28 protein-coding genes are annotated in these 26,399 nt (G+C 65.7%); 18 read left to right on the forward strand and 10 right to left on the reverse strand.

Going from position 1 to position 26,399, the window contains the following annotated elements:
• The first annotated feature begins 217 nt into the window (after window positions 1-217).
• A complete protein-coding gene (locus ACFWHR_RS09465; RefSeq protein ID WP_382448250.1) occupies window positions 218-1,597 on the forward strand; it encodes a peptide MFS transporter in 1,380 nt (459 codons plus the stop codon).
• A 70-nt stretch (window positions 1,598-1,667) separates the two neighbouring features.
• Here the strand turns inward: ACFWHR_RS09465 and ACFWHR_RS09470 are convergent, their stop codons facing one another.
• Both ACFWHR_RS09470 and ACFWHR_RS09475 read right to left on the reverse strand, forming a co-directional pair.
• On the reverse strand, window positions 1,668-2,438 hold the full coding sequence (locus ACFWHR_RS09470; protein ID WP_382448054.1) for an SDR family NAD(P)-dependent oxidoreductase: 771 nt from the start codon (window positions 2,436-2,438) through the stop codon (window positions 1,668-1,670).
• A gap of 9 nt (window positions 2,439-2,447) precedes the next feature.
• Window positions 2,448-3,041: a DinB family protein gene (locus tag ACFWHR_RS09475; RefSeq protein WP_382448055.1), complete on the reverse strand. Its 594-nt coding sequence runs from the start codon at window positions 3,039-3,041 to the stop codon at window positions 2,448-2,450.
• Between the two features lie 59 nt (window positions 3,042-3,100).
• On the opposite strand from ACFWHR_RS09475, the gene ACFWHR_RS09480 reads away from it, so the two are divergent.
• Complete coding sequence (locus tag ACFWHR_RS09480) at window positions 3,101-4,408, forward strand: hypothetical protein (protein ID WP_382448056.1); 1,308 nt, start codon at window positions 3,101-3,103, stop codon at window positions 4,406-4,408.
• Window positions 4,409-4,440: 32 nt separating this feature from the next.
• A complete protein-coding gene (locus tag ACFWHR_RS09485; RefSeq protein WP_382448057.1) occupies window positions 4,441-4,980 on the forward strand; it encodes a GNAT family N-acetyltransferase in 540 nt (179 codons plus the stop codon).
• On the opposite strand, the gene ACFWHR_RS09490 is transcribed toward ACFWHR_RS09485, so the two are convergent.
• From ACFWHR_RS09490 to ACFWHR_RS09505, 4 genes are all read right to left on the reverse strand, one after another.
• Window positions 4,923-5,516 (reverse strand): DinB family protein, encoded by a 594-nt coding sequence (locus ACFWHR_RS09490; RefSeq protein WP_382448058.1) that lies wholly within the window; start codon window positions 5,514-5,516, stop codon window positions 4,923-4,925. The two genes, ACFWHR_RS09485 and ACFWHR_RS09490, sit on opposite strands and share 58 nt — an antisense overlap.
• 152 nt (window positions 5,517-5,668) lie before the next feature.
• Window positions 5,669-6,742 (reverse strand): redox-regulated ATPase YchF, encoded by a 1,074-nt coding sequence (gene ychF / locus ACFWHR_RS09495; RefSeq protein ID WP_382448059.1) that lies wholly within the window; start codon window positions 6,740-6,742, stop codon window positions 5,669-5,671.
• A 64-nt stretch (window positions 6,743-6,806) separates the two neighbouring features.
• A complete protein-coding gene (locus ACFWHR_RS09500) occupies window positions 6,807-7,235 on the reverse strand; it encodes a DUF1761 domain-containing protein (RefSeq protein ID WP_382448060.1) in 429 nt (142 codons plus the stop codon).
• A gap of 63 nt (window positions 7,236-7,298) precedes the next feature.
• Window positions 7,299-7,661 carry a DUF2200 domain-containing protein gene (locus ACFWHR_RS09505; protein ID WP_382448061.1) on the reverse strand — a complete coding sequence of 121 codons (363 nt, stop codon included), beginning with the start codon at window positions 7,659-7,661 and terminating at the stop codon, window positions 7,299-7,301.
• Window positions 7,662-7,780: 119 nt separating this feature from the next.
• Between ACFWHR_RS09505 and ACFWHR_RS09510 the strand changes: the two genes are divergently transcribed.
• The 4 genes from ACFWHR_RS09510 to ACFWHR_RS09525 all read left to right on the forward strand — a co-directional run bounded on the left by ACFWHR_RS09510 (window position 7,781) and on the right by ACFWHR_RS09525 (window position 11,315).
• On the forward strand, window positions 7,781-8,365 hold the full coding sequence (locus tag ACFWHR_RS09510; RefSeq protein WP_382448062.1) for a 3'-5' exonuclease: 585 nt from the start codon (window positions 7,781-7,783) through the stop codon (window positions 8,363-8,365).
• A gap of 109 nt (window positions 8,366-8,474) precedes the next feature.
• A complete protein-coding gene (gene rmuC / locus ACFWHR_RS09515; RefSeq protein ID WP_382448063.1) occupies window positions 8,475-9,974 on the forward strand; it encodes a DNA recombination protein RmuC in 1,500 nt (499 codons plus the stop codon).
• Window positions 9,975-10,005: 31 nt separating this feature from the next.
• Complete coding sequence (locus ACFWHR_RS09520; RefSeq protein WP_382448064.1) at window positions 10,006-10,473, forward strand: heme-degrading domain-containing protein; 468 nt, start codon at window positions 10,006-10,008, stop codon at window positions 10,471-10,473.
• Entirely contained in the window at window positions 10,470-11,315 is an 846-nt protein-coding gene (locus ACFWHR_RS09525) for an HAD hydrolase family protein (RefSeq protein WP_382448065.1), read from the forward strand. Before ACFWHR_RS09520 ends, ACFWHR_RS09525 begins: the two co-directional genes overlap by 4 nt.
• Window positions 11,316-11,476: 161 nt before the next feature.
• On the opposite strand, the gene glpX is transcribed toward ACFWHR_RS09525, so the two are convergent.
• Window positions 11,477-12,460, reverse strand: coding sequence for a class II fructose-bisphosphatase (gene glpX, locus ACFWHR_RS09530; RefSeq protein ID WP_382448066.1), 984 nt, complete (start codon window positions 12,458-12,460; stop codon window positions 11,477-11,479).
• An 88-nt stretch (window positions 12,461-12,548) separates the two neighbouring features.
• Between glpX and fbaA the strand changes: the two genes are divergently transcribed.
• Window positions 12,549-13,577, forward strand: a complete 1,029-nt coding sequence (gene fbaA / locus ACFWHR_RS09535) for a class II fructose-bisphosphate aldolase (RefSeq protein WP_382448067.1) — start codon at window positions 12,549-12,551, stop codon at window positions 13,575-13,577.
• Window positions 13,577-14,335, forward strand: a complete 759-nt coding sequence (locus ACFWHR_RS09540; protein WP_382448068.1) for a DUF6264 family protein — start codon at window positions 13,577-13,579, stop codon at window positions 14,333-14,335. The genes fbaA and ACFWHR_RS09540 overlap by 1 nt, the downstream gene beginning before the upstream one ends.
• Before the next feature lie 3 nt (window positions 14,336-14,338).
• Here ACFWHR_RS09540 and ACFWHR_RS09545 read toward each other — a convergent pair whose 3' ends face one another.
• Window positions 14,339-15,370 carry a 4-hydroxy-3-methylbut-2-enyl diphosphate reductase gene (locus tag ACFWHR_RS09545; RefSeq protein WP_382448251.1) on the reverse strand — a complete coding sequence of 344 codons (1,032 nt, stop codon included), beginning with the start codon at window positions 15,368-15,370 and terminating at the stop codon, window positions 14,339-14,341.
• A 153-nt stretch (window positions 15,371-15,523) separates the two neighbouring features.
• Here ACFWHR_RS09545 and xseA point away from each other — a divergent pair, with 153 nt between their 5' ends.
• Window positions 15,524-16,792 (forward strand): exodeoxyribonuclease VII large subunit, encoded by a 1,269-nt coding sequence (gene xseA / locus ACFWHR_RS09550; protein ID WP_382448069.1) that lies wholly within the window; start codon window positions 15,524-15,526, stop codon window positions 16,790-16,792.
• A 74-nt stretch (window positions 16,793-16,866) separates the two neighbouring features.
• Complete coding sequence (locus ACFWHR_RS09555) at window positions 16,867-17,388, forward strand: Lrp/AsnC family transcriptional regulator (protein ID WP_382448070.1); 522 nt, start codon at window positions 16,867-16,869, stop codon at window positions 17,386-17,388.
• A gap of 11 nt (window positions 17,389-17,399) precedes the next feature.
• On the opposite strand, the gene ACFWHR_RS09560 is transcribed toward ACFWHR_RS09555, so the two are convergent.
• Window positions 17,400-18,533 carry a class II histone deacetylase gene (locus tag ACFWHR_RS09560; RefSeq protein ID WP_382448071.1) on the reverse strand — a complete coding sequence of 378 codons (1,134 nt, stop codon included), beginning with the start codon at window positions 18,531-18,533 and terminating at the stop codon, window positions 17,400-17,402.
• A 255-nt stretch (window positions 18,534-18,788) separates the two neighbouring features.
• On the opposite strand from ACFWHR_RS09560, the gene ACFWHR_RS09565 reads away from it, so the two are divergent.
• From ACFWHR_RS09565 to ACFWHR_RS09575, 3 genes are read left to right on the forward strand one after another with little or no spacing between them, the layout of a single operon-like run.
• Window positions 18,789-19,781, forward strand: coding sequence for a sugar ABC transporter substrate-binding protein (locus ACFWHR_RS09565; protein ID WP_382448072.1), 993 nt, complete (start codon window positions 18,789-18,791; stop codon window positions 19,779-19,781).
• Window positions 19,781-21,268 (forward strand): sugar ABC transporter ATP-binding protein, encoded by a 1,488-nt coding sequence (locus ACFWHR_RS09570; RefSeq protein ID WP_382448073.1) that lies wholly within the window; start codon window positions 19,781-19,783, stop codon window positions 21,266-21,268. Before ACFWHR_RS09565 ends, ACFWHR_RS09570 begins: the two co-directional genes overlap by 1 nt.
• A 12-nt stretch (window positions 21,269-21,280) precedes the next feature.
• On the forward strand, window positions 21,281-22,288 hold the full coding sequence (locus ACFWHR_RS09575) for an ABC transporter permease (protein WP_382448074.1): 1,008 nt from the start codon (window positions 21,281-21,283) through the stop codon (window positions 22,286-22,288).
• A 12-nt stretch (window positions 22,289-22,300) separates the two neighbouring features.
• Here the strand turns inward: ACFWHR_RS09575 and ACFWHR_RS09580 are convergent, their stop codons facing one another.
• Complete coding sequence (locus ACFWHR_RS09580) at window positions 22,301-23,107, reverse strand: hypothetical protein (RefSeq protein ID WP_382448075.1); 807 nt, start codon at window positions 23,105-23,107, stop codon at window positions 22,301-22,303.
• 56 nt (window positions 23,108-23,163) lie between these two features.
• Between ACFWHR_RS09580 and ACFWHR_RS09585 the strand changes: the two genes are divergently transcribed.
• The 4 genes from ACFWHR_RS09585 (at window position 23,164) to ACFWHR_RS09600 (ending at window position 26,270) form a co-directional block, all read left to right on the forward strand.
• Window positions 23,164-23,400, forward strand: a complete 237-nt coding sequence (locus ACFWHR_RS09585; protein ID WP_382448076.1) for an exodeoxyribonuclease VII small subunit — start codon at window positions 23,164-23,166, stop codon at window positions 23,398-23,400.
• Window positions 23,401-23,403: 3 nt separating this feature from the next.
• Complete coding sequence (locus ACFWHR_RS09590) at window positions 23,404-24,087, forward strand: DUF4245 family protein (RefSeq protein WP_382448077.1); 684 nt, start codon at window positions 23,404-23,406, stop codon at window positions 24,085-24,087.
• Window positions 24,084-24,767, forward strand: a complete 684-nt coding sequence (locus tag ACFWHR_RS09595; RefSeq protein WP_382448078.1) for a carbonic anhydrase — start codon at window positions 24,084-24,086, stop codon at window positions 24,765-24,767. The genes ACFWHR_RS09590 and ACFWHR_RS09595 overlap by 4 nt, the downstream gene beginning before the upstream one ends.
• A 69-nt stretch (window positions 24,768-24,836) precedes the next feature.
• Window positions 24,837-26,270, forward strand: a complete 1,434-nt coding sequence (locus tag ACFWHR_RS09600; RefSeq protein WP_382448079.1) for a class II fumarate hydratase — start codon at window positions 24,837-24,839, stop codon at window positions 26,268-26,270.
• Window positions 26,271-26,399: the final 129 nt, after the last annotated feature.

The raw sequence follows: 26,399 nt of genomic DNA on the forward strand, positions 1-26,399 counted from the left end.
GTGCCGCGTCAGAGTGCCGTTGCTGCGACTGTAAACTCTTCTCTGGCATAGCGCTGGCAGCAGCGTGACAGCGGCGCTGGCGTCAGCGCCGTAATTCAGTGCAACAGCAGGGAGATTCGTGACCGAGCAGAAGAGCGCCGCAGGCACGTCGGCCGCAACAGAGGGCCGCGGATTCTTCGGCCACCCGTGGGGTCTCGCAAACCTCGCGGGCGTCGAAATGTGGGAGCGCTTCAGCTTCTACGGCATGCAGGGTCTGCTCGCGTTCTACATCTACTACTCCCTGTCGGACGGCGGACTCGGCATGTCCGAGGCCGCGGCAACATCGATCGTCGGCGCATATGGCGGCCTCGTCTACCTCTCGTCGGTCATTGGCGGCTGGGTCGCCGACCGCGTGCTCGGAGCAGAGAAAACGCTGCTCGCCGCGGCCCTCATCATCATGTTCGGTCACATCGCGCTGGCCGTGTTCCCCGGTGCAATCGGACTTGGCGTCGGACTCGTGAGCGTCGCACTCGGGTCGGGATCACTGAAGACCACGACGTCGACCGTGCTCGGCGACCTCTATGACGCGAAAGATGTGCGCCGCGACGCCGCGTTCTCGATCTACTACATGGGCGTCAACATTGGCGGCTTCGTCGGCCCGCTGCTGACCAGCGTCGTGTGGGGTTGGAAGGGCTTCCACTGGGGCTTCGGACTCGCTGCCGTCGGTATGGCGCTTGGCCTGGTGCAGTATCTGCTGCTGCGTCGCCACACCGTCACGGAGTCGGGATCGCGCCCGACGAACCCGCTCACCCGCCCCGAGCGCGTGCGGTGGGTCATCACCCTCGTTGCCGCCCTGGTGGTCATCACGGCGGCCGCACTGTTCGGGCTATTGCGGGCCGAAAACCTCTCGGTCATCGTCGTAGTACTGACGATCATCACCGCAATCGCGCTCTTCACGGTGATCGGTTCGAGCTCGCGAGTCAGCTCCGACGAGCGCAGCCGCGTGTTCTCGTTCATTCCGCTCTTCATTGCGTCCGCCGTGTTCTGGACGCTCTTTCAGCAGCAGTTCACGGTACTCGCGATCTATTCTGACCAGCGCCTCGACCGCAATCTCTTTGGCTTCGAGCTGCCGCCGAGCGTCGTGACCTCTATCAACCCGGTGTTCATCATCATCTTCGCTGGCGTGTTCGCCGCGATGTGGACGAAGCTCGGCGAGCGCCAGCCGAGCACCCCCATCAAGTTCGCTCTCGGAACGATGATCATGGGACTCGCGTTTCTCGCGTTCATCCCGTTCTCGGGCGGCGCGAACGGATCCGTGCCGTTTTACGCGATCGTGCTGATTCTGTTCCTCTTCACGCTCGCAGAGCTCTGCATTTCACCCGTCGGGCAGTCGCTCGCGACGAAACTCTCGCCGCACGCGTTCCACTCGCAGATGGTCGCACTGTACTTCCTGTCGATTGCGCTGGGCTCGGCGGGCGCCGGCGCGCTCTCGGGGTTCTATTCGACCGACAACGAAGTGCCGTACTTCCTCACGATCGGCCTCGCGTCAATCGTGGTGGGCATTGTGCTCGTGACCGTGAAGAAGCCGATCCTGAAGCTCATGCGCGGGGTGCGGTAGGGCAGTTCGTTAGCACGGTTCGTTAGCGCAGTTCGTGAGCACGGTTCGCTAGCGCGGCTTGTGGCGGAGCTCAGTGGACTGAGAAGCCGCCGTCGACCGGGATCGTTTGGCCCGTGACGTACGCGGAGCCCGCGCCCGCGAGGAACACCGCGGGCGCGGCGAAGTCTTGAGGCACGCCGTTCCGTCCGATGAGCGTGCGGGCGGCGAGCGCCGCGACCGTTTCAGGGTTCGACGACAGCCGCTGGTTGAGCGGAGTCTGCACGAAGCCGGGCACGAGCACGTTCGCCGTGACGCCCCGCGGCGACCAGGCCTCGGCCTGAGAGCGCGCAAGCGCCTCGAGTGCCGCCTTCGAGACGCCGTATGCCCCGCTCGCAGCGAACGGGCGCTGGGCCTGCTGCGAGCTGATGTGAATGATGCGCCCGTGGCCGCGCTCTGCCATGCCCGGCGCGAGACGCTGGCCCAATACGAAGGGCGCGTCGAGGTTGACCGCCATAGTCGCGTCCCAGGTGTCTTCCCCGAGTTCAGCGAACGGCGGGCGTAGGTTAATGCCGGCCGAATTCACCAGGATGTCGACGTCACCCGCCGCGTTGGCAAGCGCGTGAGCGCCGGATCGCGCGGCCAGATCCGCCACGACGCCCTCGGCCGCTCCCCCGTTCCTTTCGATCTCAGCGACCGTTGCGTCGATGGTTTCGCGGGTGCGCGCCGCAACGACGACGTGAGCGCCAGCCGCTGCGAGCGCGACCGCGATCGCCCGACCAATGCCCGAGCTGCCGCCGGTGACGAGCGCCCGTCGCCCGGTGAGTGAAAACATATCGGCGAGAAAGTGCTGCGTGGTGGGCATCCCCTCACACTACTGATTGACGCCCTCAGACGCCTCGCGCGCTGCCGCCTCGATTTCACGAACGTGATCGGCCCACCAATGTGCATCGTGATTCGGTAAATTGCTCGCCCCCTCACGCACACCGGCTGACCCATCAAGCTGCTCACGCAAGATGTCTGCCTGCCCAGCATGACGTTGCGTTTCCGAGATCATGTGGACCAGCAGGCGCCGCACGGTCACGATCTCACCGCCCCACCACGGCACGACGCCCTGGGATTCAGGCCCGAGCTCACGCACGGTCGCGTCGTCACTCGCCCAGGCACGTCGGTACAGCCCGACGATTTCATCGCGAGATTCGGAGGCGGTCGCCCACATATCGGCATTGTCGGCTGCCTCATCGGCCATCCAGGGCATACTGATGCCACCATCACGCCCCAGGCACTCGGTGAGATACTCGTACTCGGCGCTGGCGACGTGCTTCACGAGGCCGAGCAGGTTCGTGCCAGTCGGAGTGAGCGGCCGTCGAACGTCGTATTCGCTCAGTCCATCGAGTTTCCAGAGCAGAGCCTCCCGTGAACGCTGCAGATAAGTGAGCAGTAGGTCGATCTCGTCTTCGTGATCCATGCAGTCAGCGTAACGACCACCCTCGACGCTGACGGGGCACGACTCGGTACGCTTGGCGTATGTCGATCCCGTCGCGTCGGTCCGTTTCGGGGCGCGCAAAGTCGCGCGTCGGCAATGTCGGCGGCGTGGTGGTCTGCGCGCTGTTCATCACGATCGCGTTCACTGCCTGTTCGGGCGACAGCGTGCGCGGGGACTTTGCGCGCGCGTTCGGGAGTGATCCAGCTGTCGCTCACCTCGATCTCAGTACCGCGGACAACATGCCCTTCACTGGCGGGGTCGGCGGCACCGTGACCATTGCGGATGGCGTCTCAGACGAAGCGCTGCACGATCTCGCGACCCGCATGAGCGCCTTCGCGGCCGATCGCCCGGACGGCGAAGTGTCGATCGTGCTCGATGCAGAGGGCGGAGCCCTCGAAGTGCCGATCTTCGCCGTCGAACGGCTCACGACCGACGCGCTTGACCGGGCGCTCACGCTCCTAGACGATCCCCGAGTCGAAGCCGTATCCCTCGTGGCGGCGGACGGTGAAACCGGCGTTAGCAGTGTCTCCATGCAGGTCGCCACCGCGCCCGACACGTTCGCACTCGCGATGGCGGCACCGGATCAGCTCCGCGCGGTGACCAGCGGCACGCAGCTGTTCGTGCACGTCGCGAGCAAGCAAGACAGGTCACGGGTGAAGGGCGATGCGGGCCCCTGGATCGGTGAGGCCGAGCGCCTCTGGACGACGGTTGCTGCCAGCGTGCCTATCACCGGGGTGCAGGCTGAACCCGAGCGCACCACCTTCACCCTCGCACACGAGAAAGACCTCGCAGCGGCCGAGGCAGTACTGCCGACGTCACAGTCAGCGGCGGGCACGAGCGTCGCATTCGCGAGTCAGCTCGTGTCCTTGGGCTCCGACGCCACAGGTGAGACGGCACGTGCGGTACTCGCCGATCTGTCGCCAAGTGTCGCGGCCACCATCTTGCAAGTCTGGACAAACGATCACGAATCGCGGTGGACCGTCGCCACTCCGGCACATGCTGTGGCCTTGGCCAACGAGATAGCTGGACAGCCAGCCGCCGCCCAGTTCGAGACGTTCACCGTGACCTCCGGCGATCCGGGTGCCCCGGATTTCAGCGTCCAGGCTTCGCCCGCGCAGTTGGCGGATCAGGCGGACCGGGCGGGCGAACTCGCCGCAGATCCCCGCGTCGTCAGCCTGCGCAGCAGCCCCCGCAGCGCCGACCTCCAGCTCATCGAGGACGTTCCCGACGCCGACGCGGCAAAGTTCGCCGACGCGGTGCTGCAGTGGATCAACGAGGGCGCGCGGGTGTGTGTCGCCCGCCCGGACGCCGACGCGCTTTGCCGGGCGGCTGGCGAGACACGGAATTGACTGCGCAAGCGTACACCCCACAGAGTGAGCCGATGATTCTTGAGACCGAACGGCTGGCTCTGCGAGAGATGAGCGTTGACGACTTGCCTGCGCTGAAGCGAATCTTGCAGGACGCCGAAACGATGGTCGCCTACGAGGGGCCGTTCAGCGACACCGAGGTGGACGCGTGGCTCGAACGCATGCTTGAGCGTTACCACTCCGACGGATTCGCGCTGTGGGCGGTCGAACTGCGCGAGACGGGCGACATGATCGGGCAGTGCGGGCTCACCTGGCAGACCATTGGTGACGAGCGCGTGATCGAGGTCGGCTACCTGTTCGAGCGCGCGCATTGGCACCGTGGGTACGCGACCGAGGCCGCACGCGGTTGCCGCGACTACGCGTTTTCGCGGCTCCATGTCGACCAGGTATACGCGAAAGTGCGGGACACGAATATCGCGTCAATGAATGTGGCGATCCGGCTCGGAATGACGGTGCGCACGAGGTTCATTACCCGGTACCGGGGTGTCGACATGCCTCACCTGGCGTTCGCGGTCGATGCTCCGCGCGCAGCCGCTTCGACCTCGCCGACGTAGGCCTCCCACCACTGCGCGTCGTGGTCGGGAAGATTACTCACGCGGGCGCGCAGCCCCGTCGCGCCGTCGAGTTGCTCCCGCAGAATGTCTGCCTGACCCGCGTGGCGGTGCGTCTCGGCGATCATGTGTACGAGCAACCGTCGTACGGTGACCCGCTTCTCGCCCCACCAGGGCACGGTGCCCTCCGCATCGGCACCGAGTTCACGCACGGTCGCGTCATCGCTCGCCCACGCGCGCCGATACAACCCGACGATATCGTCGCGCGACTCCGCCGCGGTCGCCCACATATCGGCGTTGTCGGGAGCTTCCTCAGCCATCCACGGCGTCGCGATGCCGCCGTCGCGCCCGAAGCACTCGGTGAGGTAGCCGTACTCGACGCTCGCGACGTGCTTGATGATGCCGAGCAGGTTCGTGCCGGTCGGCGTGAGCGGCCGCCGCGCGTCGTACTCGCTGAGCCCGTCGAGCTTCCAGAGCAGCGCGTCGCGCGACTCCTGCAGGTACGTGAGCAACAGGTCGATCTCATCTTCGTGATCCATGCCGCCAGCGTACTCGTGGGCTCCGACATTCCTGGCGCAGGCGGGCGCGACCGCGGGCGGGTCGTTGACCGGCTAGGACTTGCGACGCCAAACGCCGTCACGAAACCCGTCGAGCCAAGCACGCTCAGCCGCGCTCTTCGCCATGCGGCAAACTACACGTTGAAGCGCCACTCGCAGACGTCGCCGTCTTGCATGATGTATTCCTTGCCCTCCATGCGAGCTTTGCCCTTGGCGCGGGCCTCTGCGACCGATCCGGCAGCGACGAGATCATCGAACGAGATGATCTCGCCCTTGATGAAGCCCTTTTCGAAGTCGGTGTGGATCGCGCCAGCCGCCTGCGGCGCCGTGGCGCCCTGCTTGATGGTCCACGCGCGCGCTTCCTTGGGGCCTGCGGTCAGGTAGGTCTGCAGACCGAGTGTGTCGAAGCCGATGCGGGCGAGCTGATCGAGTCCGCTCTCCTCCTGACCGATGGATGCGAGCAGTTCGGCGGCGTCTTCGGCGTCCAGCTCGATGAGCTCGCTCTCGATCTTTGCGTCCAAGAAGATCGCCTTCGCGGGGGCGACGAGCGCTGACAGCTCATCAAGCTTCGCCTGATCCTGCAGCACAGCCTCATCAACGTTGAAGACGTAGAGGAACGGCTTCGCGGTGAGCAGGCCTAGTTCCTTGATCGGCTCGAGGTCGATGCCCGCCTGGGAGAGCACGATACCGTCGTTCAGCGCGGCCTGAGCGGCCTTCGCGGTGTCGACGACCGAAGCGTCAATCTTGCGGTTCTTCAGTTCCTTCTCGAATCGCACAAGCGCCTTTTCGAGGGTCTGCATGTCAGCGATGATCAGCTCGGTGTTGATCGTCTCCATGTCGCTCGCGGGGTTCACGGCGCCATCGACGTGAATCACGTCGGGGTCAGAGAATCCGCGCACGACCTGTGCGATCGCGTCAGCCTCGCGGATATTCGCGAGGAACTGGTTGCCGAGCCCCTCGCCCTCGCTCGCACCGCGCACGATGCCCGCGATGTCAACAAAGCTGACGGGGGCCGGCAGGATGCGCTCCGAGCCGAAGATTTCGGCGAGCGCGTCAAGACGCCGATCTGGCAGGTTCACGACACCGATGTTCGGCTCGATCGTTGCGAACGGATAGTTCGCCGCGAGCGCGTCATTCTGTGTGAGTGCGTTGAACAGCGTCGACTTGCCGACGTTGGGGAGACCTACGATGCCGATAGTTAGAGCCACGAGGCACCAGTCTACGCGGCCCGCTCGAGCTCATCGACCGGGCCGCGCTCGACTACCGACAGTCTTAGGCTACGGCTGGCGGCCACACGCCGATGATCACGGCCATCACGATGACAGTGACCAGCTCGTGCGCGATGTTCAACACCGTGAGCGACGCGGGCCGGCCCTCGAATGCGTCGTGAGTGATAAAGCGGGCGGCAGTGAACCCTGCCCAGAGCAGTAGACCGGTCACGAGGGTCGCTGCCAAGAACGATCCGCCGTAGAACTCGAAGGCGATCCAGCTCGCGCCCGCAAACACCCAAGCAGATATGAAACTCACGACGAGCGTGACGAGGATCGGACCCACCGCCGACTTGCTGTCTCCCCCTGGCGTCACCTTTGCGAGGCGCATCCACAACTTGCCAAACACCTTCGGCGTGTACCAAACAGACCCGACGACCATTGTCGACAGCGTCGCGACGACGACGGCCCAGTAGTTAATTTCGGGGATCATGCGGAGCTCCTTCGGCCCGGGGTGAGGCGTCGCCTGTGGGCGGCACCCCAATCATGACAACGTTTATGCGACGACGGTGCCGCGCAGGATCGATGTCATCTTCTTACCTCGTCCCACCTCATCAACGAGAAGGTCCATGTATCTGATCTGCTGCATCAGTGGATCGTCAATTTCTTCCACGCGGATGCCGCAGATGCGACCGGTGATCTGAGAGGCATTCGGGTGCATCTGCGGCGCCTGCGCGAAGAACGCACGCAGATCTCGTTCGTCTGCGATCGCCTGTTCGAGTTGCGCTTCGTCGTATCCCGTGAGCCACATGATTACCCGGTCGAGCTCCGCCTTCGTGTGCCCCTTTCGCTCGACCTTTGCCAGGTAGAGCGGGTAGATGCTCGCAAAGCTCATTGCGTAAATGCGGTGTTCAGCCATGCGGGGCTCCATTTCGTCGGCTCTTCCGGGCGCGTCCGAATTCCCATTCTCGCACCCACTCAACACCCCCGGGAGGCCGAACGACCAACACTGTCAGGGGTGTGTGTCACAGTGGATGCGTGCCCGTCGACTTCACCGCGATCGATTTCGAAACCGCGAACAGCCACCCCTCGTCAGCGTGTTCCGTCGGCCTGGTGCGCGTGCGCGCTGGAGCGGTGGTGGATCGCGTGCACTGGCTTATTCGTCCACCTTCTACGCACGCAGCGTTTCTCCCCTTCAACATTCGCATCCACGGCATTACTGCCGCGATGGTCGCTGACGCGAGCGACTGGGCGGGGCAATTGAGCCAGCTGCGCGACTTCATCGGCGACGACGTGACGATTGCGCACAACGCGAGCTTCGACATGGGCGTTATTCGCGCGGCCTGCGCTGAAACCGTCACGCCTACTCCCCGCCTGAAATACCTGTGCAGCGTGCAGGTGTCGCGCAAGACCTACGAGCTTGCCTCTCACCGGCTCCCGCTTGCGGCCGCGGCTGCGGGGTATGGCGAATTCGCGCACCACAATGCTCTGGCCGATGCCGAAGCGTGCGCGGCGATCATCTCTGATGCGGCGCAGCGCCACGAGGTCGACTCGGTTGCAGCGCTCGCAAAGAAAACCGGGCTGCGCATTCAACAGTTGAAAGCCATTCCACTCAAGCTGTGATTCACGCCGGGCGGCGACGCTCGGCATGAATGTCGGAGCCTCGTGAGACTGTGGAGCCACATCGTCCATCGCTCTCAACGGGCCCAAACCTCGAAAGCTCCGGTCACTCATGAACGCACTCGTCGTCACACTGCTCGGCGCAAATCTCGCGCTGCTCATCGCGGTGCTCGTTATCGTGCTGCTGCGCACCGCACGCCATGGTGACGCTGGCGGCTCCCCCATCGACGCGCGCGGCGTTTCGAGTGAGATCCGCCAAGACCTCTCGGCTCAGCGCAGCGAGATCGGCACCTCACTCGCCGGTATTGGCGACCGCGTGCACGCTGGCGCTCAGGCGACACTGCGCTCGCAGAGCGAACTTCGCGAGACGGTCGAGGCGCGGTTCGACGAGTTGCGCCAAGCGAACGACGCGAAACTTGAGCAGGTGCGCGTCACGGTCGGCGAGAAGCTACAGCAATCGCTGAAGATGTCGCTCGACGAAAACGCGCAGCGCGTGCAGGCGCTTGGCGAGGTTCACGTTGCGAAGCAGGCAGAGTTGCAGCAGGTTCTGCGTGAAGAGCTCGAGAAGCTGCGTCAGGGCAACGAAGCCAAGCTCGAAAAGATGCGCGAGACGGTCGACGAGAAGTTGCAGGGCACACTCGAGAGGCGACTCGGCGAGTCTTTCAAACTCGTGAGCGACAGGCTCGAACAGGTACAGAAGGGCCTCGGCGAGATGCAGACGCTCGCGTCTGATGTCGGCGGGCTGAAGCGGGTGCTCACCAACGTAAAGAACCGCGGCAGCTGGGGCGAAGTGCAGCTGGCGCGCCAGCTCGAAGACATGCTCACCCCCGAGCAGTACGCCGAAAACGTGGCGGTGCGCCCTGGCTCGGCCGATCGCGTCGAGTTCGCGGTCAAGCTGCCCGGCCGCAGTGACGACCACGAGACGGTCTGGTTGCCGATCGACTCGAAGTTTCCGCAGGAAGACTACGAACGACTCCTTGAAGCGCAAGAGCGCGGCGACCGCGCCGAGGTGGAGGCTGCGAGCAAGGTCGTCGAGCGCGTGATCATTACGCAGGCGAAACTGATTCGCGACAAGTACCTTGAGCCGCCGCACACCACTGACTTCGCCATCATGTATCTGCCCACCGAGGGGCTGTTCGCCGAGGTGATCCGCAGGCCAGGGCTCACCAGCAAGCTGCAGTCTGAGTTCCACATCACCGTTGCCGGCCCGACCGTGCTGATGTCACTGCTGAACAGCCTGCAACTCGGCTTCCGCACGCTCGCGATCGAGCGCCGCAGCTCCGAGGTGTGGCAGGTGCTGAGCGCCGCGAAGGTCGAGTTTCAGAAGTACGGCCAGGTCTGGGAAAAACTCGGCAAACAGCTCGCCACGGCACAGAACACGGTAAGTGAGGCCGGGCGCCGCACGCGCGCGGTCGAAAAGCGGCTGCGTGCGGTCGAAACCCTCGAACCGGTGGGGGCGGCGGCTGAAGAAATTGAGGGTGCCTTCGCAGAGGCGTCAGAGCTCGCCGGGGCGTCGGCGCTCGCCGGGGCGTCAGAGCTCGCCGATTCTGCGGAGGTGACCGAATCAAGCGACCCGACCGCGCCCGCAACGGCGAGCCTGTGGGACGACTGATGGCGGCGACGCCCTGCGCTAGCGTATGAGCATGGCCTCTGATGCGATTCCGCGCCTGGCGGACCCCGAGTTAATTGCCGCCGAGTTCGAGGCCGCCGCGCTGCGCAGCTTCGACCACGCAGAGGCGGTCGCGATTGGTGAGGAGATCGTTCGGCTCGGACGTGAACGCTCGTTGTCGTTCGCGGTCTCCGTGAAGCTGGGTGACCACGAGGTCTTCCGTCTGGCGCTGCCCGGCACGAGCACGGTCAATGACGAGTGGATCCGTCGTAAGCGAAACGTCGCCGAGTCGACGCAGCTGCCGAGCTTTTTCGTTGGTCAGCGGCTCGCGGCTGCGGGGCGCGGTGCCAATCCCGACGAGTTTCCCGAAGCAGACTTCGCGACGCACGGCGGGTCGGTGCCGATCCTCATCGACGGCCGCCTCGTAGGCTCCGTGACCGTGAGCGGGCTGCCGCAACAAGACGACCACGCGCTCATCATCGAGGTGCTCGCGTCCCGATGACTGACTCCCCCGCAACCACGGCCTCAACTCAGCGCATCGTCGCAGTGGACATTGACGGCACCCTGACCGACAGCAAGAAGCACATCCTGCCGTTCACCCGCGACGAGATCGCGCGCGTTGTTGATTCCGGCGCGCAGCTCGTTATCGTGACCGCCCGCGCAATCGAAGCCTCCCTCATTATTGAGCGCAAACTCGGCATTCCTGCTTCGCACATCGCGTTCGGCGGTGCGACGATCCACGTGCGGCACGGCGACACACTCGAACTCCTGCACGAGCAGCCATTCAGTCGCGACGACGTTGACACCATGCTCGCCGCGGCGTCAGGGTTCGATGTGCACACCGGCCTGTATACCGCAGCCGAGTGGCACGTCAGCGACATGGGTGTCTGGGGGCTGCGCGAGGCGCGCAATACCTCAATCTGGCCGACCACGATAGGTGCCGGTGCGATCACTCGCCTGCCTGACGACCCGGTCTTCAAGGTGATGTTTCGCGGTGACCACGACGCACTCGCAGGCATCAAATTCACCATCGACCGTGAGCTCCCCGATATCTTTGCGCATCTCACCGATCACGTGCTCGAAATCACGACAGCGCGCAAACACGTCGCGCTTGCGCGACTCAGCGCCCACCTCGACATCCCGCTGCAGCAGTTCATCGCGTTCGGCGACACCGCCGCAGACATCCCTATGCTCGAGGCCGCCGGCGTCGGCGTGCTGATGGGCAACGCCGACCCGGCGCTCACCGTCGCTGGCCACGTCGAACGCACGCTCACCAACGACGAAGACGGCGTCGGCCTGAGCCTGCGCAAACACTTCCCGACCACCGGAGCATTCGAGATCTAGCTCGGCTCGGGGTGGGGTCGAGCTGGGCTGCGTTCATACTCCGCTGAGCACGACGGTTCGCGCTGAACACGAGGGAAAACTTGGCGAATTATCCCTCGTGCTCAGCGGAAACCCTCGTGCTCAGCGGGTTAGAGCGCAGCGCGGCAGCGCAGCGCAGCGCGCTAGAACCAGCGGTTCGGGTCCATGTCGCTGATGACGTGGCGGATGGTGCCCGAGTGGGCGCGCATCACGATGCTCTCGGCGCGCACGAACGGGCCGTTGCGCTTCACACCGTCAACGAAGTCGGCCGATGTGATGCCGGTCGCGACGAAGTAGCAGTTATCGCTCGCGACGAGGTCGTTGGCCTCGAGCACGCGGTCGAGGTCGTGGCCCGCGTCGATGGCGCGCTGGCGCTCCTCGTCGTCCTTCGGCCACAGGCGACCCTGGATGACACCGCCCATTGCTTTCACGGCACAGGCCGTGATGATGCCCTCGGGGGTTCCGCCGACGCCGACGCACATGTCGATGTTCGAATCCCAGCGAGCCGCGTTCACGCCGCCGGCAACATCGCCGTCCATGAGCAAGCGTGTTCCGGCACCGGCCGCGCGGATGTCAGCGATGAGCTGCTCGTGACGCGGGCGATCGAGCACAGCGACGCGCAGATCGGAGACGTCTACCTGCTTTGCACGAGCGAGCGCACGAATGTTCTCCCCGATGGGGCGGTTGATGTCGACGACGCCGACGCCTGCGGGGCCGCACACCAGCTTGTCCATATAGAACACTGCCGACGGGTCATACATGCTGCCGCGATCGGCGACCGCGATCACCGAGAGCGCGCCGGGGCGTCCCTCGGCGGTGAGGCGCGTACCGTCGATCGGGTCGACAGCGACGTCGCACTCGGCGCCCTCGCCATTACCGACAACCTCGCCGTTGTAAAGCCACGGGGCGTCGTCCTTCTCGCCCTCGCCGATCACCACTGTGCCGCGCATGTTCACGGTCGAGAGGAAGCGACGCATCGCGTCGACCGCTGCACCATCAGCGGCATTTTTGTCGCCGCGTCCGATCCACGGTGTCGAGCGCATTGCGGCCGCCTCCGTTGCGCGCACGAGCTCCATTGCGAGGTTGCGATCGGGCTGCCATTCGCCCAGCGAAACAGGTTCAGTCATGGCCCTAACCCTACCCCGTAGACTGGAGCGACGAAGCGGACCACGGCGACAGACCACCGCACAGCGACCACGAAGTCAAGGAGCGCACATGCCCGTAGCAACCCCGGAACAGTACGCAGCCATGCTCGACGCAGCGAAGACCGGAGCGTTCGCGTTCCCCGCGGTCAACGTGTCGAGCTCGCAAACGTTGAACGCTGCCCTGCAGGGCTACGCAGAAGCGGGCTCCGACGGCATCATTCAGGTGACAACGGGCGGTTCCGACTACCTGGCTGGGCACACCGTCAAGAATCGTGCGGGCGGCGCGATCGCGTTCGCGAAGTACGCTGAAGAGGTCGCGAAGGCGTATGACGTGACAGTCGCGCTGCACACCGACCACTGCCCGAAGAACGCGCTTGACGACTTTCTGCTGCCGCTCGTCGCCGCGAGCGAGGCGCGGGTCGCTGAGGGCGGTCTCCCCTACTTCCAGTCGCACATGTGGGACGGCTCGGCCGTGCCGCTGGCCGAAAACCTGAAGATCGCACAGCAACTGCTGCCCCGTCTCGCCGCAATGAACGTCATTCTCGAGGTCGAGATCGGTGTCGTCGGTGGCGAAGAAGACGGTGTCAGCCACGAGATCAACGACCAGCTGTACACAACGCTCGATGACGCGGTCGCCACCGTCGAGGCACTCGGACTCGGCGAACAGGGCCGGTACCTCACCGCACTCACCTTCGGTAACGTGCACGGCGTCTACAAGCCGGGCGGCGTCTCCCTTCGCCCCGAGCTGCTCGCTGAGATTCAGCAGGGCCTGCAGTCGAAGTACGGCGTCGGCGCGAAGCCGCTCGACCTCGTCTTCCATGGCGGATCGGGCTCGTCCGCTGACGAGATCGCCGAGGCTGTGCGCAACGGCGTCATCAAGATGAACATCGACACCGACACGCAGTATGCGTTTACCCGCTCGCTCGCCGATTACATCCTGAAGAACTACGACGGCGTGCTCAAGATCGATGGTGAAGTCGGCAACAAGAAGGTCTACGACCCGCGCGCCTGGGGCAAGGTCACCGAGACCTCGATGGCAGCGCGTGTCGCCCTCGCGGCCGAACAGCTCGGCTCCGCCGGTAAGTCGGTGAGCGCGTAGTGACGCACCCGCACGACGAATCCACGCCGAACGCGCAGCCGCAGCGCCCGAGCGATCGCCCGCAGCCCGCCTACGGTGAACTCGCTCCCGAGGGCTGGGAGTGGAAGCCAGAAACGAGCGACGGCGCTGAGGCCGCCCGTTCAGCGGGCGCATCGCCCGTGACCGGAGTGCCGCACAACCTCGGCGCCCGCGGCACGGACGAGGCAGCCGCTTCGGCGACCGCGCAGGCACCGGCACGGTCGACCACGCCGACGCGCGATCCAGAGCCCTATCGTGCGCCGGCGCCGCAGTCCGGTCAGCAGGCCCCGCTCGCTGCGCAGCAGCCGACGGCCCCCGCAGCGCGGAAACCTCGCATGGCGGATCGCGTCATCACGATCATCCTGCTCGTCATGGGCGTGTTCGGCTCGTTGAACTTCGCGGGATCCATGATGAGCATGCCGGGCAGCCTCTCGCAGGTGGCCAGCGCACTTGACCTCAAGGACTTCTCAGTCCCCGCGTGGGTCGCCACCGTCGGCACTGTTTCGGCGATCGCGATCTTCGCGATTTTCGCGGTGAGCCTGATCTTCTCGATTCAGCGGATGCGCGCTGGCAAGCTCGCGTTCTGGGTGCCCCTCACGGCAGGAGTCATCGTCGTAATCGGCACCATTATCGTGTCAATCGCGATCCTCATGAACATTCCTGAGCTCATGAATGCTGCGGCCGATCCCGGCGCAACCGAGAAGCTCTGGGATTCACTCGCGGACATGTCGCAGCCGTAAACCTCAGCGCACGCGACCGCCGAGGGCGCGGGCATCTCGGTTGCCCTCGGCGTCTTGGCGCAACTCCTTCGGCAGCGAGAACACCAGGTCTTCCTCCGCAGTCACCGCGGCCTCGACGTCTCCGTACCCGGCGTCTGCGAGATCGTCGAGCAATTCCTGCACGAGCACCTCGGGCACCGATGCACCACTCGTCACACCGACAGTGCGCACGCCGTCAAGCCACTCCTGCCGCACCTCGCTTGCGAAATCGACGCGGTACGCTGCGCGCGCGCCATACTCGAGGGCTACCTCTTTCAACCGCACTGAGTTCGACGAGTTGGCCGAGCCGACCACAATCACGAGATCAGCCCGCGGCGCGATCTGCTTGATGGCGACCTGCCGATTCTGAGTCGCGTAGCAAATGTCGTCGCTCGGCGGATCCTGCAGATTAGGGAACCGCTCGCGCAGACGGCGCACGGTCTCCATCGTCTCGTCGACGGAAAGCGTAGTCTGCGACAGCCACACGAGCCGGTCGGGGTCGTTCACTACCAGCCCAGCGACGTCGTCGGGCGAATTCACGATCGTGATGTGATCGGGGGCCTCCCCCGCCGTGCCCTCGACCTCCTCATGGCCGGTGTGCCCAATGAGCAGAATTTCGAGATCCTGCTTCGCGAATCGAACAGCCTCGCGATGCACCTTCGTGACGAGCGGACAGGTGGCGTCGATCGCGTGCAGGCCACGGTCGGCCGCGGCATCTACAACGGCGGGAGACACCCCGTGCGCCGAGAAGACGACGTGCGCCCCCTCAGGCACCTCGTCGACCTCGTCAACGAAGATCGCGCCCATCTTTTCGAGGGTGCTCACCACGTGCACGTTGTGCACGATCTGCTTGCGCACATAGACCGGGGCGCCGTAGCGCACGAGGGCCTTTTCGACCGCGACAACGGCGCGGTCGACGCCCGCGCAGTACCCGCGCGGGGCGGCAAGAATGACCTTCTTCTCACCCGTCACGGGCAAGTCACGCAGTCGCCCGACCTGGCGGCGCAACCGGGGCATCGCCAGGGTCACGACGGGGGCGCCAATGGTGCGCTGATCCCGAAGCCCCGTATCACTCATGCGGCCGATTCTACCGCTCGATCCTGCGCGAAGACCGGCACTGCGGCCGCTGCTGCGACCGGCGCCAGTAGCCATCCCAACTAGTCTGGACGCATGGCAGAGGCAGCAGCGACCGCTCCGGCAACACGTGACGCGCCGTGGCCCGTCGCTCAGATGAGCGAGAAGATCGCGGCCTGGATCGACCGACTCGGGCAGGTCTGGATCGAGGGCGAGATTACGCAGTGGCAGCTGCGCGGCGGGCACGTTTACGGCAAACTGCGCGATCTCAACCAAGACGCCACGATCAGTTTTACCGTGTGGCGTTCCGTGGCACAACGCCTCACCAGCGACTTCTCGCAGGGCGACCGCGTCGTCGCCCTCGTCAAGCCGAACTTCTGGGTGAAGGGCGGCTCACTCACCGTGCAGGTCTTTGATCTGTCGCACGTTGGCATCGGCGAATTGCTTGAGCGGCTCGAGCGGCTGCGCCGGCAGCTGCAGTCGGAGGGGCTGTTCGAACTCGACCGCAAGCGTCGGCTCCCGTTTTTGCCTGGCCTCATCGGACTGATCACTGGGCGAGACTCCGACGCTGAGAAAGATGTCATTCGCAATGCGACGCTGCGGTGGCCCGGAGTGCAGTTCAGGGTGCACTACGCGGCGGTGCAGGGTGACCGCGCGGCGAGCGAGGTCACGGCAGGTATTGAAGCCCTGGATCGCGACCCAGAGGTCGACGTGATCGTCATTGCGCGCGGTGGCGGCGACTTTCAGAATCTGCTGCCGTTCAGCGACGAGCGCGTTGTGCGCGCGGCGAGCGCGGCGACGACCCCCATCGTGAGCGCGATCGGGCACGAGGCCGACCGGCCGCTGCTCGATGAGGTCGCCGATCTGCGGGCCTCGACTCCGACGGATGCCGCAAAGCGGGTCGTACCCGACGTAGGTGAGGAGCTCGCCGGCCTCGACCAGGCCCGCGCGCGGCTCACGACCCGGCTCGGTCAGCTGCTCGCCCACGAGACCGATCGCATCGCTCAGTTGCGCGGGCGCCCGGTGCTCGCGGCGCCGGATCGCCTCATCGACGAGCGTGCCGAAGAGCTTGTGCGGTGGATCGCCCGGGGCACTGAACTCGCGGACCGCGCCATTGAAGATCGTGCGCGTTCAGTTGCCGAGGCCCGCGGACGCCTCACGGCCCTCTCCCCGAGAGCAACGCTGGAGCGCGGATACGCGATCGCGCAGCTCGTGGACGGCGATGCTGCGGGTGCAGGCACGCCCGGCGCTGTGCTGCGAGACCCCGCTGACGCCCCAGCAGGCACCGCGATCCGGCTCTCCCTCGCAGGAGGCGTTCTGGGTGCGGAAGCCACGGAGCCACAGCCGACGGACAGCGCGAACTGACGATCCCGACTGATGCCCCCAACTGAGTGCGACAGCTGATCGCATCGGCTACCGGTGCGTGGCATACTGCACACATGGCGAAAGCACGTAAGCCCGGCGCTGAAGACGGGTCGCAGACGACCGAACACTCTGAGCCGTTTGGTGTGCTCGACGAACTCGACGAACAGCTCATCCTGCTGTTGGAGCGCGACGGCCGCATGAGCTACGCAGACCTTGGCAGCGAGGTCGGGCTCACCCCGGGCGGCGCTCGCGCCCGCGTGAAGCGGTTGCAAGAGCGCGGCGTGGTGCGGGTCATCGGCGTGACCAGCCCAAACGCTGTCGGACTCACAAGCATCGCGAGTCTGCAAATCGAGGTCTCGGGCGACATCGACGCGGTCGCCGATCGCATCGCGGCATTCGAGGGCGTACGTTACGTGGTGCTCGGCTCGGGCCGCTTCAGCATCCTGGTCGAGGTATACGCGACGACCCCCAGTGAGCTGTTCACGCTCATCAACCGTCAAATCAGGGAGATCAGGGGCGTCACCCACATCGAGACCTTTCTGTACGACTCGGTGCACACGCACCGCCCGGTTTTCCCGCTGCTGACCGGGCGGTAGGTGCGGCGGCGTCAGTCGGAGGGACCGCCGACAATGAGGCCCAGCGCGCGGGCGAGCGCCGCCGACTGGTCGATGACGTCCGTCTGCCAGCTGGTGAGCGTGCGGGTCGGCGAGTTACCGACAGACATCGCGAAGGGATCCTCCACACCGGTGCGGCGGCCCGTTAGTACCTCGAGCACCGCGACGCCGCAGAACGGCACGTGTACCGCTGAGTAGCCGCCCTCGTGCGAGAACACAATCTTGCCCCCGCACGCCTCGTCGGCGATCGCGAGGAGGCGCTCGGCCATGCCGCGAAACCCCTCGGAGGTGACGCTCATGCGGCCGAGCGGATCGAGCGCTGAGGGATCGAACCCACTCGACACCAGGATCAGATCGGGCGCGAATGCCCGGATTGCCGGGCCTGCCACCTCGTCAACGACCGACCAGTACGCCCCATCGCCCGAGCCAGCGGGGAGCGGAACGTTGATGTTCGTGCCAGCTCCCGCCCCGCCGCCCTGCTCTTCGACGAGCCCGCTGTCGACCGGAAAGAGCCGGTCCTGGTGCACCGAAATAGTGAGCACGTTCGGGTCGTCCCAGTAGATTTTCTGGGCCCCGTTGCCGTGGTGCACGTCGTAGTCGAAGATCGCGACGCGACTCACCCGGCCCGCAGCGCGCAGCGCCTCGATGGCGACGGGAACGTTCGCAAACAGGCAGTAGCCGCGCCCCTGATCCGGCTCGGCGTGGTGGCCCGGAGGTCGCACAAGCGCGTACGCGTTGTCGACCACACCATCGAGCACGGCCTCGGCGGCGGCGAGCGTGCCGCCAGCGGCGAGGCGCGCGAGGTCGTAGCTGCCGCGCCCAAATGGCGAGAACCCGTCACCGGCGTCCCCGCCAGCGGCCTCCGATTGCTCGCGAATGCGATCGACGTGGCCCGGCGTGTGTACGCGCAGCAGGTCGTCTGCCTCGACCTCGCGGGCCGGAATGCGCACGAGGCTGTCGAGCAGCCCCGATACCTCGACGAGACCCGCAAACCGCGCCTTCGATTCGGGGCTCTCAAAGTTGCGGTACGGCTGCACGTAGCCACCCGACGGGTAGATTCCGGCGTGGGTGCCGGTGTCGTGCCAGGCATACCGTTCGTGCCAGACGTATCCGGTTCTGCGCTCCATTGCGTGTGTCCTTCCACCTACTCACGGCGATCGGCGTGCCTCGTGGCCGTCGATCCCGGTGCGCACCACCCTAACCCCAGAGTTTCACGATCCACAATTGAAAGTCACATTATTGTGTCGAAACATAAATGAAATATTTATCCTGTTGACTAAATGGAGCAAATCATGGTCTTATGGTGACGCTGCGGGCCAGGGTTGGCTCGATACGCGGGCGGCGGTGAAGCCGGCCCAGCATCCCGACGAAGGAGTCAACTGATGAAACGCACCCGTGGAATTCTCGGCGGCATCGCACTTGCCGCTGCCGCAGCCCTCGCTCTGAGCGGCTGCACCTCCGATAGCTCGCAGAGCACCGGCTCCTCAGACGGCGGTGACGCGTCGAAGGGCGCCGTCGCCATGAGTTTCGCCGGTCTCGACATTCAGATCTGGAACGACATGCTGCCGTTCATGGAGACGATCGTGACCGATGCCGGCTACGAATTCGTCACCGATGACCCCAAGTGGAACGCGCAGACGCAGGTCCAAGACTGGGAGTCGTGGCTCGTACGTGGCGACATCAAGGCGATCATGGGCTACCCCGTGCAGTCAGACGCAATGGTCGCTGTCACCTCGCAGGCGACCGACGCGGGCATTCCGGTGCTCGGCTACGGCAGCACGTGGGACGGCGTGACCGCGGCGGTCACCCTCGATCACGAGGCAGACGGCAAGCGGGCCGGCGAGAAGGCCGCCGAGTGGATCGCAGAGAAGTACGGCGACAAGCAGGTCGACGTTGCGTTCCTCGGCTACCCCGACACCGACCTTGGGCGACTCAGGGGCAAGGGCATGCGGGAAGCGCTCGACGCGGCGAAGCTCAACCTGAACATCACCGAGCACAAGGTGCTGAGCCTCGACGACGGCTACGCCGCCGTACAGAACCAGCTCAACGCCGCCCCCGACACCAAGGTCTGGCTCGCGATCGCGAACGACCCGGCTCTCGGCGCGTATCAGGCGCTCACAGACTCCGGGGTGTCGCCGACCGACGACAGCATGCTGCTACTCAACCTCGATGCCACCGATGCCGAACTCGAAGTCATCATGCAGAAAGACTCGTTCTGGCGCTACGCGTACATCGCGCCCGCCCGTCAGCTCGCCGAGGCAAACGCTCAGATGCTCGTCGATGCCGCGGAGGGCAAGCCGGTGAAGGATCAGACCGTGCCCGTCACCGAGGTCACCAGCGACAACGCCGAAGACTTCCTGCTCGCCAACCAGTGATGAGCGACCCCACTATGGCGCCCACCGAGCAACGCCTCGCGTACGACGGCGTGACCGTGGACTTCGGCGCGACGCGCGCGCTCGAAGACATCACATTCGCGGTCGCGCCGGGCGAGATCGTTGGCTTACTCGGGCACAACGGCGCGGGCAAAAGCACGCTCTTCAATGTCACGACTGGCGTAATCGGGGCGACGAGCGGTGGGTTCAGCATCGGCGGGACCCGCATTGACGGGCGGCTCACCCCGCGCGAGGCGGCCCAGCACGGCGTGACGGTGATCCACCAAGAACCCGCCCTCGCACCGAACATGACCGTGCTCGAGAATCTGTTTCTCGCTCGCCCGGCCCCGAGGGCCGCAGAGCGGCGGGTGCTCGCCCGCGAAGCACTCGCCGCCGTCGGCACCGATCTGCCGCTCGACATGCCCGTCGAGGCGCTGGGACTCGGCGAACGACAGCTCGTCGACATCGCGCGCGGCATGCTCGCCGGCGAAATGAAGGTGCTGCTGCTCGACGAACCCACCGCGGCCCTCGGCCGTGCCGAGACCGACGCCCTGCACGCGCTGATCCAGAGTTTCGCGGATCGCGGCACGGCGGTCGTCTACGTGTCGCACCGGCTGCCCGACATCATGGAGGTGTGCACGCGCATTGTCGTGCTGCGCGGCGGGCGGCTCGTCGTCGACGGGCCCGCCAGCGACTTCACCCCGGCAAAACTCGCCGACGCACTCGTACCCGATCTGCGCTCGCTCGACTTCACCCACGTGGCGCCCGGCGCGGAGGTCGCGGTCGTCGAAACCGAGGGCGGCACGGTGCGGGCGCGTGCGGGCGAAGTGGTCGGCCTGTTTGGCATGGCGGGCGGCGAGCAATTCGACATTGCCGCGCAGCTCGCGGGTGCGGCGTCGTCACCCCAGCCGTATGAGCTGAACGGCGAACCCGTGCGGTTTGCATCGCCACGCCACGCGATTCGACGAGGCGTGTTCTTCGTGCCGCCCGATCGCGACACTGAGGGACTCATCGCCTCGGAAACCGCGATCGACAACGTCATGCTGCCCTGGTTTTCGCTCGGTGGCGCCCGCGGGTGGTGGGTCTCGGCAAAGTCGGGTGCCGACGTGTACGCGAAGGCGCGCGCCGCGCTCGATATTCGCGGCCCGTCAGCGGACGCCGAAGTGTCACAGTTCTCGGGCGGCAACCGACAGAAGCACCTGCTCGCCCGGTGGTTGTATCCTGCCCAGCCCACACTGCTGATTCTCGCTCAGCCCACCCAGGGTGTTGACGTCGGCGCGAAACTCGACATCGTCGAGGCCACGCGCGACGCGGCAGCACGGGGAGCCGCCGTGATCGTCGCCTCAAGTGAATCCGACGAGATCGCGAGCCTCTGCGATCGCGCGTACACCGTGCTCGGCGACCGACTCGTTGCCGTGCCCCGATCCGACACCTTCAATGCAGACCTCCTGACCTCGCTGCTCGCCATCGCCGAGCCCGCGCGCGCCTGAACGGACCCCCTCATGAACGCAGAACGCATCAAGATCTTCGCCGCGAAAAACGGCATCTTCCTCGCACTCATCGTGCTCGTCGCCGTCTTCTCCATACTGCGCCCGAACTTTTTCTCGTTCGCCAATGGCCAGAGCATCCTGCTGCAGGCGTCGGAGCTCGGACTGATAGCGATTCCCGCGGCCTTCCTCATCATGTCTGGCACGATCGACCTCTCGGTCGGCTCCGTTGCCTCGGTCTCGGCCATCACCGGCGGTCTCACGATGAGCGCGACGGGCTCGACGCTGCTCGGGTTTCTCGCCGCCATTGGCACGGGGGTCGTTGCCGGAGCGCTGAATGGATTTCTCGTCTCGTACCTCGGCCTGAACTCCTTCGTCGTAACGCTCGGCGCGCTCAGCGTGTGGGGCGGGCTGGCGCTGCTGCTGTCTGACGGTCGCACGGTGCCTCGGGCTGAGCTGCCCGAGGCGTTCCGCAGCATCGGCACGCTCAAGGTCGGCCCCGTGCCGATTCAGATCGTCGCGCTCGTCGCCGTGATTGCGCTCGGGTGGTACGTGCTGAACCACACAACGTTCGGCAAGTCGGTGAAGGCAATTGGCGGCAACGAGCGCGCGGCTCGACTGATGGGCGTCAATGTGCAGCGTTCCCGCTTCCTCCTCTTCGTGGCGACCGGCGCCTTCGCCGCGCTCGCCGGGCTGTTTCTCTCGGCGAAGGTGCAGTCGGCGAACCCCAATATCGGATCGGGGCTCGAACTCGAGGTGCTCACCGTCGTGCTGCTCGGCGGCGTCGCGTTCGAGGGCGGTGTCGGCCGCATCAGCGGCGTCGTCGCCGGCCTGCTCTTCTTCCGAGTGCTGCGCGCCGGACTCGTCTTCATGCAGGCGTCGCCGTTCCTACAGACCATCCTGGTTGGCGCGACCCTCATCGTTGCCGTGGCGCTTGACAGCTCGATTCAGCGAATGATTCGTGCCTCGTGGGCGAAACTCGGCAAACGGGCGGTGGCTGAGGCCCCACCGAACGCCGGCTGAGTCACCGCACGCTCAGTCGGTGAGCTGCTCGAACCCGGAGCCGTCTGCGCGCATTCGAAATGAGATCGACTGGTAGTCATTCGAGACACTGAAGCTGACGCCGACCGGACCGACGTCGCCGCCGAAGGACGCACTGTCGACATCGGAGTCGCTAGTTCGCGCCACGGTGAAACTCACCTCATCAGCGTCTTCGATGCCTGCCTGCTCGGACGCACGATTCATCGCGGGCTGCAGCGCAGCCCACGCGACATCATCGTACGAGAATGCCTCGCGCGATGACTTCGGTTGAATCGTCGCGGCACCGTCGTGCTTCACGGTGCCGCGACGGTACACCCAAGAATCCGCCGCCTGCTCCCCTGGCGCGACGGGTGCCTCCACAATGACGTAGTCCCGATAGACCACAGCGCCAACCAACTGGTCGTGGCCGATCTCGGACCGGAGTGCGCTCATCGCCTCAGCGAGCGGTTCGGGATCGCGCAGGTCAGCGTGCAGCTCCCCCTTCGACAGCGCGACCGCAGTCTGGCGTACTCCGGCGCCGTAGGGCGCGACAACGCCCGCTCCGGCGGCGAGCGCGGCCACCACCGTCGCCGCCACGACGAGCCCAGCTGGCAACGACCGTTCGCGACGCGACGTTTGTGTCGAGCGTCTGCGCGACGATCCCGAGCCGTAGATCAGTGATGCTGCGCCCAACACGAGCACCAGACCGACCGGAAATGACCAGGGCGAAGCGCCCGGCGGCCCCACGACAGCGACCACGGCCGAGCCGAGCAGAAACCCGGCCCCAATTCCCGAGGCTATCCAGAAGGCAAGTCTGCGCATTGCGGCCATCTTAGCCACGGAAACACGCTCAGCACAGGGCGGGTAGACTGCAGGGCATGGCAGATACCGTGGTTCCTGGCCCGGCCTCCCTCGGGTATGAGGAAGCGCGCGACGAGCTCATTCAGGTGGTCAACCGCCTCGAACAGGGCGGGGCGACGCTCGAAGAATCGCTGCAGCTCTGGGAGCGCGGCGAGGCACTTGCAGCCCGCTGTGAGGAGTGGCTGCTCGGAGCGCGTCAGCGCCTCGAAGCCGCACGCAAGAACGTCGGCGAGCCGGCCGGAGGCGACGCGTAACCGATGGCGAAAAATCACAAGGCTCCGGTCGTCGTCGCTGAACTCGGCAGGCCAGAGACTCCCGCGGAAACCGCGACGCGAAAGGCCCGCGACAGCCGGCTGTACCGCGAACGCAAGACCGTCAACAACCTCGTCTTCTCCCTGCTCGTCAGCCTGGGCCTGGTGCTCGTGATCTTTTTGATGGTGCCCCGCGGCACGGGCGGCTTTGCTGACCACGAGGTGAACGTCACGACGCTCGCCGCAGAGGCGTCTCCGAGCGCCGGGCGTGACCTGGTCGCGCCCGAAGTGCCACAGGAGTGGAAGGCAAAGCAAGCTGAACTGCGCGGTGGCGACAAGGTCACCTCTTGGCAGATCAACTACACGACCGTAGACCCCGCCACCGGTCACGAGGCCTACGCTGCAGTGACGCAGGCCTTCACGTCAGACGGCGAGCCGGTCGAAGATCTCTGGATCGCGCAACAGCTCGAGCAGCAGGCACCAACGGGCAATGAGAAGCTCGGCGGCATGGAGTGGATCACCTACGACCACACCGACCGCAGTTCCGACAACTCGAACGTACTGTTCGCACTGCAGTCAACGTGGGGCGACGACACGATCCTCGTCTACGGCACCGATTCACCAGCCACGCTCCGCCTCCTCGCGACCGACGTCGCCAAGTCACTCGCAACATCGAAGGGAACAGAATGACCGGCCCCAGAGTCACGCCTCAGCAAGCATGGGATGCACTCGTCGATGGGAACCAGCGTTTTATTGCTGGCGGCCCTCAGCACCCGCGTCAAGATGTTGAGCGCCGACACGAACTCGCGAAGGGGCAAGACCCTGACGCGGCGCTCTTCGGTTGCTCTGATTCCCGGCTTTCGGCGGAGATCATCTTCGACGCGGGTCTGGGCGATCTGTTTATTGCTCGCAACATGGGTCACGTCGTCGCCGAGTCGATCACGGCGTCGATGGAGTACGCGGTTGCAAATCTCGGCGTTGCGGTAATTGTTGTGCTCGCGCACGATTCCTGCGGCGCAGTCGCCGCCGCGATCGGTCAGATGGAGCAGGACCCCGACGAGGTGCCGACGGCCGTGAAGAACACGCTGGCGCCGATCCTCCCCTCGGTCCAGGAGCTCTGGCTTCGCGAGCACCGCAGCACGCCGTACGTCGACGCCTCAGCGATCGATGCGGACGCCGTGGGGCGCGTGCACCTCGCCGCAACCGTCAACCAGCTGCTGCGCAGCTCACGCATCATCAGCGACGCAGTCGCGGCTGGCACGCTCGGCCTCGTCGGCTGCCAGTACCGCCTGTCCGAGGGGCGCGCGGTTGCAGTCAGCGCCGTCGGCCACCTCGACATCTCGACGGTGGCGCCAGTAGCGGCTGCCTGAGCGCCATTTCGGCCCTCCGCTGCACCGCTAACAACTTTTTGACCCCGAGCAGTATTCACGAAACGAAGGATGATTGTGACTGAAGATCGCAGCGCCGCCGGCGCCGAGACCGAGTACCGCATCGAGCACGACACCATGGGTGAGGTGCGCGTCCCGAAGAACGCACTGTACGCCGCCCAGACGCAGCGCGCAGTGCAGAACTTCCCGATCTCTGGCAAGGGCCTGGAGCCCGCCCAGATCGTCGCCCTCGCGCGCATCAAGCGCGCAGCGGCCATCGCCAACGGCGACCTCGGCATTCTCGACGCGCAGATCGCGAAGGCCATAGTGGCCGCCGCCGACGAGATCATCGCGGGCGACCACCACGACATGTTCCCGGTCGACACTTACCAGACCGGCTCTGGCACGTCGTCGAACATGAACATGAACGAGGTGCTCGCCACGCTCGCGACCCGCCACCTCGGTGCACCCGTGCACCCGAACGACCACGTGAATGCGTCGCAGTCATCGAACGACGTCTTCCCGACCTCCGTCCACATCGCCGTCACCGGCGCGCTCATCGAGCAGCTGAAGCCCGCGCTCGCCCACCTCGCGGAGTCGTTCGAGGCCAAGGCCGAGCTGTGGAAGACCGCCGTCAAGTCGGGCCGCACGCACCTCATGGACGCAACCCCCGTGACGCTCGGTCAGGAGTTCGGCGGATTCGCCGCACAGATCCGCTACGGCATCGAGCGCATCGACGCCGCCCTCCCCCGCGTCGCCGAGGTTCCCCAGGGCGGCACCGCCGTTGGCACCGGTATCAACACCCCGCTCGGCTTCCCCGAGAAGGTCATCGCCGAGATCGCGCAGTCGAGCGGCCTGCCCATCACGGAGGCGCGCAACCACTTCGAGGCGCAGGCGAACCGCGACGGCCTCGTCGAGGCATCGGGCGCGCTGCGCACCATCGCGGTATCGCTCACGAAGATCAACAACGACATCCGTTGGATGGGATCGGGCCCGAACACGGGTCTCGCCGAACTGCACATCCCCGATCTGCAGCCCGGCTCGTCGATCATGCCCGGCAAGGTCAATCCGGTGATTCCCGAGGCCGTGCTGATGGTCTGCGCCCGGGTCATCGGCAACGACGCGACCATCGCGTGGGCCGGCGCCTCCGGCTCCTTCGAGCTCAACGTGCAGATTCCCGTCATGGGCACCGCCCTGCTTGAGTCGATTCGCCTGCTGTCGAACGCGTCGATCGCGCTCGCCGACAAGGTCATCGACGGCCTCGAAGCGAACGTCGAACGCGCCGCAGCGCTCGCGGGCATGAGCCCGTCGACCGTCACCCCGCTCAACCGTCTCATCGGTTACGAGGCAGCGGCGAAGATCGCCAAGCACTCCGTCAAGAAGGGCATCACCGTTCGCGAGGCAGTCGTCGATCTCGGCTACGTGGAGCGCGGCGAGGTCTCCGAGGCCGACCTCGACCAGGCGCTCGACCTGCTGTCGATGACGCACCCCGGCGTCGCGAAGTAGTTCGCCCGCAATACGTCTGAGGGCCGTGGGGGGGGGGGGGGCAGGGGTCCGTGCCACGGGCCTAGCCCGAAGTTGTGGGGGGGGGGCGTGACTTTCGACACCCATGGACCCCCCGGGCGCGTCTGCCGC

This window comes from Leucobacter sp. NPDC058333, assembly GCF_042726155.1.
GTDB lineage: Bacteria > Actinomycetota > Actinomycetes > Actinomycetales > Microbacteriaceae > Leucobacter.

Bases quoted from the DNA above. Each gene is read 5' to 3' on its own strand.
- ACFWHR_RS09600 (WP_382448079.1), top strand. From the start codon at position 24,837: ATGATTGTGACTGAAGATCGCAGCGCCGCCGGCGCCGAGACCGAGTAC.
- fbaA (WP_382448067.1), top strand. From the start codon at position 12,549: ATGCCCGTAGCAACCCCGGAACAGTACGCAGCCATGCTCGACGCAGCG.
- ACFWHR_RS09570 (WP_382448073.1), top strand. From the start codon at position 19,781: ATGAGCGACCCCACTATGGCGCCCACCGAGCAACGCCTCGCGTACGAC.
- rmuC (WP_382448063.1), top strand. From the start codon at position 8,475: ATGAACGCACTCGTCGTCACACTGCTCGGCGCAAATCTCGCGCTGCTC.
- ACFWHR_RS09485 (WP_382448057.1), top strand. From the start codon at position 4,441: ATGATTCTTGAGACCGAACGGCTGGCTCTGCGAGAGATGAGCGTTGAC.
- ACFWHR_RS09585 (WP_382448076.1), top strand. From the start codon at position 23,164: ATGGCAGATACCGTGGTTCCTGGCCCGGCCTCCCTCGGGTATGAGGAA.
- ACFWHR_RS09525 (WP_382448065.1), top strand. From the start codon at position 10,470: ATGACTGACTCCCCCGCAACCACGGCCTCAACTCAGCGCATCGTCGCA.
- ACFWHR_RS09505 (WP_382448061.1), bottom strand. From the start codon at position 7,661: ATGGCTGAACACCGCATTTACGCAATGAGCTTTGCGAGCATCTACCCG.
- ACFWHR_RS09560 (WP_382448071.1), bottom strand. From the start codon at position 18,533: ATGGAGCGCAGAACCGGATACGTCTGGCACGAACGGTATGCCTGGCAC.
- glpX (WP_382448066.1), bottom strand. From the start codon at position 12,460: ATGACTGAACCTGTTTCGCTGGGCGAATGGCAGCCCGATCGCAACCTC.
- ACFWHR_RS09580 (WP_382448075.1), bottom strand. From the start codon at position 23,107: ATGCGCAGACTTGCCTTCTGGATAGCCTCGGGAATTGGGGCCGGGTTT.
- ACFWHR_RS09475 (WP_382448055.1), bottom strand. From the start codon at position 3,041: ATGGATCACGAAGACGAGATCGACCTACTGCTCACTTATCTGCAGCGT.
- ACFWHR_RS09480 (WP_382448056.1), top strand. From the start codon at position 3,101: ATGTCGATCCCGTCGCGTCGGTCCGTTTCGGGGCGCGCAAAGTCGCGC.
- ACFWHR_RS09545 (WP_382448251.1), bottom strand. From the start codon at position 15,370: ATGCCCCGGTTGCGCCGCCAGGTCGGGCGACTGCGTGACTTGCCCGTG.
- ACFWHR_RS09565 (WP_382448072.1), top strand. From the start codon at position 18,789: ATGAAACGCACCCGTGGAATTCTCGGCGGCATCGCACTTGCCGCTGCC.
- ACFWHR_RS09555 (WP_382448070.1), top strand. From the start codon at position 16,867: ATGGCGAAAGCACGTAAGCCCGGCGCTGAAGACGGGTCGCAGACGACC.
- ACFWHR_RS09470 (WP_382448054.1), bottom strand. From the start codon at position 2,438: ATGCCCACCACGCAGCACTTTCTCGCCGATATGTTTTCACTCACCGGG.
- ACFWHR_RS09490 (WP_382448058.1), bottom strand. From the start codon at position 5,516: ATGGATCACGAAGATGAGATCGACCTGTTGCTCACGTACCTGCAGGAG.
- ACFWHR_RS09500 (WP_382448060.1), bottom strand. From the start codon at position 7,235: ATGATCCCCGAAATTAACTACTGGGCCGTCGTCGTCGCGACGCTGTCG.
- ACFWHR_RS09520 (WP_382448064.1), top strand. From the start codon at position 10,006: ATGGCCTCTGATGCGATTCCGCGCCTGGCGGACCCCGAGTTAATTGCC.
- ACFWHR_RS09595 (WP_382448078.1), top strand. From the start codon at position 24,084: ATGACCGGCCCCAGAGTCACGCCTCAGCAAGCATGGGATGCACTCGTC.
- ACFWHR_RS09575 (WP_382448074.1), top strand. From the start codon at position 21,281: ATGAACGCAGAACGCATCAAGATCTTCGCCGCGAAAAACGGCATCTTC.
- xseA (WP_382448069.1), top strand. From the start codon at position 15,524: ATGGCAGAGGCAGCAGCGACCGCTCCGGCAACACGTGACGCGCCGTGG.
- ACFWHR_RS09590 (WP_382448077.1), top strand. From the start codon at position 23,404: ATGGCGAAAAATCACAAGGCTCCGGTCGTCGTCGCTGAACTCGGCAGG.
- ACFWHR_RS09465 (WP_382448250.1), top strand. From the start codon at position 218: ATGTGGGAGCGCTTCAGCTTCTACGGCATGCAGGGTCTGCTCGCGTTC.